The following is a 9861-nucleotide window of genomic DNA, read 5'->3' on the forward strand; positions in this document are numbered from 1 at the left end:
CGCTCACGGAGCGTGGCAGACCGTTGCGGGGAATGGCTCACTGGGCTCTCGCCATCGCGACCCGCGAGGAGCTGGCAACCCGGATGAGGATTCTGCGCGCACTCAGCCGTACCGTACTGGTCTGCGGCGAAGGCGGGCGCCGAGAATGCGCCGACTAACGCGACGGTCAAGAAGGCCAGAAAGATTCGCGTCAGCACGATCCCACAACCCCGACTCCGAACTGCGTGACCCGCCACAGCCCGTCGGTGTGCTTTTTCACCTCAGCGACGATCCGGCGCATGCCCCCCGGGGTGCTGTCCAACAGCGAACCATCGGTCCGGTACTGCAACCAGTTCCGGCTGTCGCTGCAATCCGAAATCATCACCGTCGTCGGCCCGTCTTCCGGGCTCACCGATGTCACCTGCGGGTTGTTCACCGGCTCGCCCTTCGCGACAACCCCATTCAGATGGTCGGCGTACAAGCCGCCGGTGAGCACCTGCAAAGCCGAACCGGAGGCGTAACGGGAGAGGTAGGGCGCCTGCCAGTCCGCCGTGTGACTGGCCTGCACGTCCGCCTTCCACATGCCCAGATAGGCGGCGACCGCCTCTTGCCGCGGGCTATCCGTTGGCGATGTCGGCGACGGCGCGGTTGATAGCACAGGTGACGGCACGCTGCCGCTGGCGCCTTCCGGTCTGTCCGTAGAGCCGTCGTTGGAACTGCACGCGACGAGGACTGCTGCGGCGACGGCCAGCAGGAAGCCAGCGCACCGGACGCGCGTCCGGTGCTGCCGCTGTCCTGCCATCCAAGTGCCGACCGCCACAATGCCCACCTCGCAGGCCCGTCCAGGGTAGGTGGTCACCTCACCCGTCAGGGGTAGACCCCTGCACCTAGGATTACCTCCGCAAACCTCCGCATATGAGATCGTCCGCGTTCCAACTTCGCGGTAGGAACGACACTCCAGCACGAATTGATCCAGACGGACTATCCATGTTTAGCCCGTTTGGGCTATACCACCAAAACGGTGGCATAGCCCAAACGGGTGAGGGGAGTGTCCGGTCCAGGTCAGGGTGGCGAGGTCCAGATCTACATGGCGCGCCTCGGGGCGAAGTCCAGTGTTAGGTGGCGAGGCTGTCCGTTCTCACGGAAGCCTGCGGTGTCTCACGGATCTGGCGGCAGCGCTGGTGAATCTCGGGCGGTGTGGCGGATTGGCACGGTATTTGTCGCCTTTGGGATAGCTGTCGTCTCGTTGTAGCTGGCTTGTCTCACTGGATCACTGCCCTGCAATGCTGTCGCCATGAGTGACACACTTGTAATTCAGGGTGAGGCATGGCTCGATGTGGCCGGATCTGGTCTGGGTGGAGGCTGGCCGGGAGGTCCGCCGGCCGCTGATGTCGGTGGCGACGGTGGCGTTCGAGGAGGTGTCGCCGGTGCGTGAGTTCCCCTCGTACCGCGGGCAGCGGCATTTCCCGGGTCTGTACTACTCGGGGGCCTGTAGAAATACAAGTGTAACCCTCCGAGAGTGAGGGCATGCCGTGAGTGACACGATGGTAGAGGTTCCGCCGGCTTCCTTGGAACGAAAGGACCACTTCCTGCTGGTAGGTGGTCGTGGGTACTGCGCGAGTCGCACCACGGTCGTGATCTTCATGGGCGGCAGGATGCTGCGACATGGCGGATCTGCCGGTGCTGAGCGGTGGTTCGGCTGGTGCCCTGTCTGATGGCGGTTTCGAGGTCAGCTATGTCGCCGATGGCGGGGCGGAGCAGCGGGTGCTGCTGGTGGACGCGCGGTCGGTGCTGTTGGAGGAGGCGGCGCCGGCGCGGCGGTTCCGGTCGGTCAGGACTCAGCGGCACTTTTCCGGTCTGTGGTGGTCGGCGACGGTCTGCCGGCATGTGGGGTATGAGTCGTGGCTGGAACGTGATCACCTGATGCTGTTGGACTTCGACCCGGCGGTGGTCGGGATCGCCTCTCAGCCGTTCTGGCTGTCCTGGGTCGCTCCTGCCGGCGATGCCTACAGGCACGTGCCCGACTATTTCGCCCGGCGTGCGGACGGGTCAGCGGTGGTGGTCGACTGCCGGCCGCCCGATCGGATCGGGCCACGAGATGCGGTGAAGTTCGAGGCGACGAGGCAGGCGTGCGGGCTGGTCGGCTGGGAGTACCGGCTGGTGGGGGCACCGGAGCGGATCGCGGTCGGCAACGTGCGGTGGCTGGCCGGCTATCGCCATCCTCGTCACCGGCTGGCCGAGGTTGCCGCGGTCCTGCGGGACGTCTTCGCGCGGCCGGCGCGGCTGATGACCGGGGCCGAGCGTGCCGGGGACCCGGTGGCGGTGTTGCCGGTGCTCTTCCACCTGCTGTGGCGGCAGGAGCTGACGGTGGATCTGTCGGTGCCGTTGCACGCGTCGGCGCTGGTGACGGCGGCCGGCTGATGGCTGCCATGCCGCAGGCGGTGCTGCGACCCGGCGACTGGGTGTGTTACCAGGGCGGGGAGCATCAGGTGGTGGGCTTGGCCGGTACGTCGGTGCGGCTGCGCTCGACCGCGGGCGCCGAGACGGTGGTGTTGGCGTCCTACCTGATGGCCTCGCCCGACTTCGTGGTCATCGGCGCGACGCCAGTACCGGCGGTGGAGCCGTTCGGGTTGCTCGACGGGCTGCCCGCCGGCGTGGTCGCCGCGGCGAGGGACTGGCACCGCCATGTGGTGGAGGTGGAGACCGGGCTGCCGCCGGACGCGGCACCGGGCACGCCGTCCATGCCGGCCTACGACCCGGCGACGCGCACGCTGCGGGAGCGTGAGCAGGCGAAAGCGGCCGAGCTGGGCGTGGGTCTACGCACCGTCGAGCGGATGCGGTCCCGCTACGCCGGTCAGGGGCTGTGGGGCTTGGTGGATCAGCGCGCGGTGCGGACCTGGGAGGCCACCGGCCGGGTCGATGCCCGGCTGGTGGCCGTGATCCGGGAGGTCCTCGACGCGGAGACGGACGTGTCGACGGGCACCCGGTCCCGGCTGATTCGCCGCGTGACGAAGGCCGTCGAGGACCTCCACGGGCCCGGGGTGGTGCCGCTACCGGGCAGGAGCACCTTCTACACGCTGATCGACCGGCTGGCCGCCGGCCGGCACACGTTCGGTTCGGCGGTCACCCGCCGGCAGACCGCGAACCGGCCGGCCGGCCCGTTCACACCGACGGTTGCCGTCCGTCCCGGTGAGCAGGTGCAGATCGACTCCACGCCGCTCGACGTGCTGGTGCTGGCCGGCTCCGGGGTGGCGGTCCGCGCCGACCTGACCATCGCGGTCGATGTCGCGACCCGCACGATCTGCGCTGCGGTGCTGCGCCCGGTCGGGACGAAGGCCGTCGACGCGGCGCTGCTGCTGGCCCGGATGCTGGTCCCCGAACCAATGCGGCCGGGTTGGTCGACCGCGTTACGGATGGCGGCGTCGCGGCTGCCGCACGCCCGCCTGGTCGAGATCGACGCCCGGATGGAGCTGGCTGCCGCCCGGCCGGTGATCGTGCCGGACACCATCGTCATTGACCATGGCAGGGTGTTCGTCTCCGACACGTTCACCCGCGCCTGTGAACGGCTTGGGGTTTCGGTGCAGCCGTGCCGTCCGGGCACCCCGACCGACAAGGCGATCGTGGAGGCGACCTTCGGTTCGATCAACTCGCTGTTCTGCCAGCACGTCGCCGCCTACACCGGTCCGAACCCGACCCGTCGCGGAGCCGACGTCGAGGCGGCGTGGACCGTGGGTGAGTTGCAGGATCTGCTGGACGAGTGGCTGATCGTCGGCTGGCAGCACCGGCCGCACGACGCGTTGCGCGACCCGGCGTTCCCGCGGCAGGCGATGTCGCCGAACGACAGGTACGCGGCCCTGGTCGCCGCGGCCGGCTACCTGCCGCTGACGTTGTCCGGGGAGGACTATCTGGAGCTGCTGCCGGTGGCCTGGCGACAGATCAACGCCTATGGCATCCGGATCGCCTACCGCACCTACGACAGCCCGGACCTGGGTCCCTGGCGGTTGCAGCACTCCGGGGTCGCAGCCAAACGGGGCCTGTGGGAGATCCACTACGATCCCTACGATCTGTCCTACGTGTTCGTCCGGACCTCGACGGGCTGGATCACCGTCCCGTGGACCCATCTGCCGATGGTCGCCGCGCCCTTCGCCGATTTCACCTGGCGCCACGCCCGCCGGCTGACCGCCTCGGCCGGGCGAGACGACACCAACGAGACCGACGTCGCCCGCGTCCTCGACGACCTGCTCACCCGCGCCCAAAGCGGCCCGGGACACCCGGTGGACCGGGCCACCGCCCGCGTCGCGGCGCGCACCCGCGTGGCCGCCGCCTCCCACCGGCCCCCGCCGACGGACGCCGGCCTTGACCCCGACACGGGGGCGGGTGAGTCGGTCGGCCAGAGCAGGCCGTCGGTGACGGCGGTCGTCCCGCTCGGGATCTTTGATGTCGACGCTGAAGCGGACCGGTGGAGATGACGGATTCCGCCCACACCATGCAACTGCCCGACCGCCTCACCGAGATAGCAGCACGCCCCGACAACCCGCTGACCACCAAAGAGGGCTGGTGGCGGTTCGTCGACCACCAGCCTCAACCGCCGGCCCTGCTGGACAACGAGGCGCTGGCAGCGTTGTCCCGAAACGGCAGATCGACCTACGACGACGCCCGCCGCGACTACCACGCTGACCTACCGCTGGTGAACACTCCGACGATCCGCCAGGTCGTCAACACGGCCCGGCTGCTGATGCAGCTCAACCGGGACCAGTTCATCGCCCGCCGTGGCGTCATCGTCTCGGGTGCCTCCGGCACCGGGAAGACCACCGCGCTGACCCAGCTCGGCCGCACCCACGAGCGCCACGTCCGCCGACGGCACCCCGCAGATCGTTACCGGCTGCCGGTCGTCTACGTCACCGTCCCGCCCGCGGCGACGCCGCGGATGCTCGCCGTCGAACTCGGCCGTTTCTTCGGCCTCACCTTCACGGCTCGGGCGAACATCACCGACATCGTCAACGCTGTCTGCGCGACCGCCGCCCACACCAGCGTCGACCTGGTCCTCGTCGACGAGCTCCACAACATCTCCCTGACCACACGGGCCGGCGCCGAGGTCTCCGACCAGCTCAAGTACTTCGCCGAGCGGCTGCCCGCGACATTCCTCTATGCGGGCATCGACGTCGAAGCCCAGGGCCTGTTCGCCGGCACCCGCGGCCGGCAGATCGCCGGCCGGTTCACCGTCATCCCCACCGCCTCCTTCGCCTACGGCACCACCGACCAGCGCGACACCTGGCGGGCGCTGATCGCCACCCTCGAGGAAACGCTGCGCCTGCACGCCCACACCCCCGGCACGCTCGTCGCGTGGGACGAATACCTCCACCAGCGCAGCAACGGAATGATCGGCAGCCTGTCCCAGCTCATCCGCGGGGCGGCGATCCTCGCGATCGAGACCGGCGCCGAGACCATCACCCGAGAGCTGCTCGACTTGGTGCCGGTCGACTACGCCGCCGAACGCGCCACTGCCTCACCCCAACGACGAGCGACGCCGCCCGCTTCTGCGGCCAATACCTCCGGCTGATGCGCTGTCTGCCCATGGCGGTCCCGCCGGCCCAGCACGAGATCGTCACCTCCTACATCGCCCGGCTCGCCACCCTGCATGGACTCGACAGCGACGAACTCTGGGAACAGATCAGCGTCCCGCGCACCCACCGGCGCAGCGGCAGGAACGTCGTCCCCGACCAGCTCGCCGCGCTCACTGGCCGCCCCGTCGAGCTCCTCGCCGCCGCGCTGGTCGAGCTCCGCCCACGGCCGGACTGGCCGGCCCTGCGGCACACTCCTCAGCCTGGCTGCCCGTGCTGCGCTGCCCGCCACCCCGGAGGCCCGGTCATCCAGCTGCTTCCACACCACCGCTACGTCTGCACCCGCCACCGCCGCTGGATCGGCCCACCCGACATCGAGCAGCGCGGTCCGATCCTGGACGACCTGCCCCAGACCTCGTCCGCGCCCAGCATCGTCACCAGCGACTGGTCCAGCGTCACGGCTGGCTGACCGCCTACGGCGCGCTGCTCACCGGGTTCGTCCTCTGCAGCCGCACCTGGATACCCGGAAACACCGACAATCGATGCCGGACATGGGAACGCCGCGCCCGCGTCCTCATCCCGCCCGGAACAGAAGCAACCACGTTCAGTCCATCCAGGCTCTTCGCCGCCATTTACCCCGAAGCCGTCGACATCGCCGCAATTCTCACCTCGGCCGAGTGGCGCCAAGTCGTCTCCGGCAGTACGCACCAGCAGCGGTATTTCGCCGCAGAGATCGGCCGCCGCACCGGCCAGCCCAACTACCGCCCCTACCAGCCTCCCCAACCAGCCGACGACGGGCCGCCCGCCGACCCGGTCGCACGCTGGTTCCAGACTGGCAGCGGCCGGCTTCCCATCCGACCGCTGACTCTCTTCACCGACACACGTCTTCGCCGTCCCCCCAGCCGCGTCACCGCGACAAGCCGAGCAATGCTGCGCGGACACGATAATCGGACCGGCTGGTTCGCCCGTGACCGCGACCCGCGCCACGCCCTCCTCAGCCACCAGCACCTTCGACCCGCCCTCACCAACCCGGCAGCCACAACCCCAATCCGCGCAGCTCACCAACCAGCCTGACCAGCCGAACAATCCTTGCATCATTCAACGCGCCAGATAGGTCTGGACAACCCGGCACCCAGCCATCCAGACCTATCTGGCGAAGCCCAGATCAGCCCGCACGGCATTCGCCATCTTCGTCTGGACAGGACAGCTATGACGTCCTTGTTCGCTGCCGCCGAGGGAAAAGCCGCACAGCAGGAGATCCATCGATCGCTTCCCGACTGCCCGACGGAGGATTGCAGCGATCTTCATCCTCGTCCGGATCGCGTGCGGCAAACCGCGCTGAGCCCGAGCCTGTCGGCGTCGCTGACACCGTGGCGACCGCTAACCACCGTGCATGATCCAGCCAAGGTCATCTGCCACCTTGCGATCTCACTCCGGCTGGACGTCGACTGTCAGTCCAACGTCGTCGTGTTACGGGCGGAACCGGTGGCGGTCGGCTCCCTACTGCCAGTCGCCGTGACGTCATCGTGCGAATCCAATGCGCTCCAAGCGTGAACGAACATGCGCACGGGAGAGAAAGAGTGCGAAATTATAGTCTGACTTATCCGAGCTGCGCCAGGGCATCCTTATAGTCTGTAAGTAGCTCCGGCCGGAATCGTAAACATCCGACACCGAGACGCTTGAGATAAAGATCTGAAGCCACCCCTATCGAGAACCAGCAGAGGTCGAGCGGGGTCATCCAATCCATTGCTGTAGTGAATTCGCCAAAGCGGACGGCCGTTCCTAAGTTTTTCCTGTAATGTCTTCCTGTGACTGCGGTGCCGTGCACATATTGAGACGAGATGCGGTAGCCTAAATAGTTCTCACCTCTTCCTTGCTCGTCGAGCATCTCCTTGAGTTTAGGAATCCTCTTTGGCACCGTCACGCCCTCCGGGAGCTTATCTTGTACCGCTTCGATGAATTTCCGAAGGTCATCGGCGATGCCGTTCTTCGATGCTTTTGGGTCAGTTACCTGATCGAAATATCGATGATAAGCTTCCTCTTCCGCAAGTAGGCTAAGCCAGCGAGCCTCCCTCTCGTATGGATCCTCTGGATAGAGCAGCCAAGTTAGCCGAGTGCTCACCTCGAAAGCCACTCTTGCGCAACTTGTTGCTGGGGATATCAACACCAGATCCCGACGGCCAAGCTCCATGACAGCTTCGACGTTCCTCGTAAGGAGATATGTAAGGCTCTTGGCTTCGTCATGCGAGGACCACTTCCCTTCAAAGCGAGGGCGACCGCCGGCTTCGAGAAAAGCGCCGAGAAGTTCCTCAAGAAGATCTACAACGACAAGAACCTGCTTGGTTGGCCTCATTACGGTTGGCCGAGAGCTGTTATCCCCTCCTGGGATGTGTGTGGTGCCCACGAGCAAACTGTAGGAGAGCGCCCATTGCCGCTCGTCGCCGGATGCCGAGATGGTTGCGATGCCTCTCGGACGGCCCACTGTCCGGCCCGTCGCTGCGGCGCGATCATCGAGGTATACCCGTGGTCGGCCAGGGCGGTGACCAGCGCGTCCCCGCCGGGGCCGGCGCCGACCTCGGTGAGCACGACCAGGTCGGCCTGCTCCTGCGCGGCGATCCATGCCGCCTGCCGACGAGCGCGGGCGGGGGGCGGCGTGCTGGGCGTTGAACGTGAGTTGCCGCACCTCCGTGGTGGAGGACGACCCGGGCGGGCCGTCGTGGGGTGAGCAGGGACAGCTGGTCGGCGGTCACGGCTTTTGGCTGTCCCTTTCATCGAGGAAGACCTCACCGGCGGCGTCCAGGTTCTGCTGGATCCGGTTCGCCGTGGCCCGGGCGAAGGCCAGGTCCTCCGCGGTGAGCGGCGCGCCGACGGCGGTCAGGTTCTCCGTAACCTGCCACCCGCTCGATAGGGACTACACCGGGTCAGCCGATGGTGTATTTCTGCCGGCCGTACACGCCGAAGTTCTCACCCTTGCGGTAGAAGGTCGATGCCGACACGGGTGTAGGGGTAGGTGTTGTCGCCCGCCAGCCAGAGAATGTCCGCCGGCTTCCACGAGCAGGTCGTCCGCGCCCTACGCCAGCGGATCAGTAACCTGACGGCCGAGAACACCAGACTCAGCCACGAACTGGCGACCACGCTCGGACAGCTGCGCGACCTATGCCGCATCTGCGGCCCTCAACCGTCCCAGCCGTCCAAGGAGAACGGCGCGCCGCCCTGACACTGCGCGATCCCCGCCGCCGGATAGGCCACGGTGTTCTCCGGGAGCGCGTCCGGGTCCGCCCACAGCAGCCCGCCGCACTTGTCCGGCTCCAGGTTCGTCGGCTCGCCATCCCACCGCGTCGCCTCGAAGAAGAAGCCGATCCGCGCGTCGCCCGAGGCGCCTCGATGGTGCATGACATGCAGGAACCGCAACGCGGCCGGCTCCACCACGACGCCGATCTCCTCCTTCGCCTCCCGGATCACGCCTTCGATCACCGACTCGCCCCGCTCCAGATGCCCGCTCGGCAGGTTGAAGCACCCGTCCCCGAAGCCGGTGTTGATCCGCGTCGCCAGCAAAATCTGGCCCTCGCGACGCAGAACGAGGTGAACATCGACGATGCTGCCATACCGCTCCTTCATATATACCTCCAGAGATCGAGAGCGGAACCGTTTACAGCGAGCGGGTGAAGAGTAAGCCGGCGCGATCACCACCGGTGGGTGCAGGTGCCGTGCCCGAACTGGTCGAGCACCTCGGCGGCGAGCTGGCCGAAGTGCTCGACCGGGTCCCCACCGGCCGGCTGGTCGCGTTCGGCAGCCCGGGATCAGGCAGACCCTTCTGCTCGTCCGCCTCCGCTGGACCTACTCGACCGGCGTGAGGCGGGCGGTCCGGTCCCGCTGGCCTCCTTCGACCCCGACCGGCACGCCTGCGACCACTGGCTGGAAACCCAGGTCGTCCGCCTGCTGGTCGCAATCGCAGCCCTCGACCCAGGGACACCCACCAGCGCCGACACGGTCTGACGAGAGAACCCGACCTCACAATGAGAAACGAGCTGACGGTCAAGATCGGATGGACAGCGGCATGAGAGTGCGGGTTAGTTTTCCGGCAGTCAGAGATCAAAGCAGCTACAACCACCACGGTTCTGTCGCGAGCTGGCGTTCCTCAGGACCACCAGCCTGGCAAGGTCCGCTTCTAGCGGCGGGAACTCCTACGTAGCCGCGCGAGCCAGCCACGCTGTTTCGCCTGGACAGGGGCCTGAGCAGGCCCGGCGTCGCCGTTGCTCTCGATGTCGTTCCGGATCACGTGACGTGTACGCGCCCGGCCTCGCTCGATCTCCTCCCGCGT

Annotated in this window: 11 protein-coding genes; 7 read left to right on the forward strand and 4 right to left on the reverse strand. The window is 67.3% G+C overall.

All coding sequences use genetic code 11. The features are described from left to right. Nucleotides 1-190 precede the first annotated feature (190 nt). Nucleotides 191-637, reverse strand: coding sequence for a hypothetical protein (locus U9977_RS22255; RefSeq protein ID WP_322751229.1), 447 nt, complete (start codon nucleotides 635-637; stop codon nucleotides 191-193). Nucleotides 638-1313: 676 nt separating this feature from the next. Here U9977_RS22255 and U9977_RS22260 point away from each other — a divergent pair. The 5 genes from U9977_RS22260 (at nucleotide 1314) to U9977_RS22280 (ending at nucleotide 6009) form a co-directional block, all read left to right on the forward strand. Beyond that, on the forward strand, nucleotides 1314-1502 hold the full coding sequence (locus U9977_RS22260; RefSeq protein ID WP_322751230.1) for a hypothetical protein: 189 nt from the start codon (nucleotides 1314-1316) through the stop codon (nucleotides 1500-1502). Nucleotides 1503-1644: 142 nt separating this feature from the next. Next, nucleotides 1645-2400 carry a TnsA-like heteromeric transposase endonuclease subunit gene (locus tag U9977_RS22265; protein WP_322751231.1) on the forward strand — a complete coding sequence of 252 codons (756 nt, stop codon included), beginning with the start codon at nucleotides 1645-1647 and terminating at the stop codon, nucleotides 2398-2400. An 8-nt stretch (nucleotides 2401-2408) separates the two neighbouring features. Beyond that, nucleotides 2409-4448: a Mu transposase C-terminal domain-containing protein gene (locus U9977_RS22270; protein ID WP_322751232.1), complete on the forward strand. Its 2040-nt coding sequence runs from the start codon at nucleotides 2409-2411 to the stop codon at nucleotides 4446-4448. Further along, nucleotides 4445-5539, forward strand: coding sequence for an ATP-binding protein (locus tag U9977_RS22275; RefSeq protein WP_322751233.1), 1095 nt, complete (start codon nucleotides 4445-4447; stop codon nucleotides 5537-5539). The genes U9977_RS22270 and U9977_RS22275 overlap by 4 nt, the downstream gene beginning before the upstream one ends. A gap of 14 nt (nucleotides 5540-5553) precedes the next feature. Beyond that, entirely contained in the window at nucleotides 5554-6009 is a 456-nt protein-coding gene (locus U9977_RS22280; protein ID WP_322751234.1) for a TniQ family protein, read from the forward strand. A 1131-nt stretch (nucleotides 6010-7140) separates the two neighbouring features. Here U9977_RS22280 and U9977_RS22285 read toward each other — a convergent pair. Next, nucleotides 7141-7944: a hypothetical protein gene (locus U9977_RS22285; RefSeq protein ID WP_322751235.1), complete on the reverse strand. Its 804-nt coding sequence runs from the start codon at nucleotides 7942-7944 to the stop codon at nucleotides 7141-7143. 119 nt (nucleotides 7945-8063) lie between these two features. Between U9977_RS22285 and U9977_RS22290 the strand changes: the two genes are divergently transcribed. Then, the gene (locus U9977_RS22290) at nucleotides 8064-8207 is read left to right on the forward strand and encodes a hypothetical protein (RefSeq protein ID WP_322751236.1); all 144 of its coding nucleotides are present in this window, start codon (nucleotides 8064-8066) and stop codon (nucleotides 8205-8207) included. Between the two features lie 297 nt (nucleotides 8208-8504). Here the strand turns inward: U9977_RS22290 and U9977_RS22295 are convergent, their stop codons facing one another. Together U9977_RS22295 and U9977_RS22300 are read right to left on the reverse strand one after the other, a co-directional pair. Continuing rightward, nucleotides 8505-8675, reverse strand: a complete 171-nt coding sequence (locus U9977_RS22295; RefSeq protein WP_322751237.1) for a hypothetical protein — start codon at nucleotides 8673-8675, stop codon at nucleotides 8505-8507. Between the two features lie 39 nt (nucleotides 8676-8714). Beyond that, nucleotides 8715-9158 carry an NUDIX hydrolase gene (locus tag U9977_RS22300; RefSeq protein WP_322751238.1) on the reverse strand — a complete coding sequence of 148 codons (444 nt, stop codon included), beginning with the start codon at nucleotides 9156-9158 and terminating at the stop codon, nucleotides 8715-8717. A gap of 84 nt (nucleotides 9159-9242) precedes the next feature. Here U9977_RS22300 and U9977_RS22305 point away from each other — a divergent pair, with 84 nt between their 5' ends. Beyond that, nucleotides 9243-9536: a hypothetical protein gene (locus U9977_RS22305; protein WP_322751239.1), complete on the forward strand. Its 294-nt coding sequence runs from the start codon at nucleotides 9243-9245 to the stop codon at nucleotides 9534-9536. Nucleotides 9537-9861 lie beyond the last annotated feature (325 nt).

The sequence above is a fragment of the Protofrankia sp. Cas8 genome (assembly GCF_963555845.1).
GTDB lineage: Bacteria > Actinomycetota > Actinomycetes > Frankiales > Frankiaceae > Protofrankia.

Bases quoted from the DNA above. Each gene is read 5' to 3' on its own strand.
- U9977_RS22280 (WP_322751234.1), top strand. From the start codon at position 5,554: ATGGCGGTCCCGCCGGCCCAGCACGAGATCGTCACCTCCTACATCGCC.
- U9977_RS22270 (WP_322751232.1), top strand. From the start codon at position 2,409: ATGCCGCAGGCGGTGCTGCGACCCGGCGACTGGGTGTGTTACCAGGGC.
- U9977_RS22265 (WP_322751231.1), top strand. From the start codon at position 1,645: ATGGCGGATCTGCCGGTGCTGAGCGGTGGTTCGGCTGGTGCCCTGTCT.
- U9977_RS22260 (WP_322751230.1), top strand. From the start codon at position 1,314: ATGTGGCCGGATCTGGTCTGGGTGGAGGCTGGCCGGGAGGTCCGCCGG.
- U9977_RS22275 (WP_322751233.1), top strand. From the start codon at position 4,445: ATGACGGATTCCGCCCACACCATGCAACTGCCCGACCGCCTCACCGAG.
- U9977_RS22300 (WP_322751238.1), bottom strand. From the start codon at position 9,158: ATGAAGGAGCGGTATGGCAGCATCGTCGATGTTCACCTCGTTCTGCGT.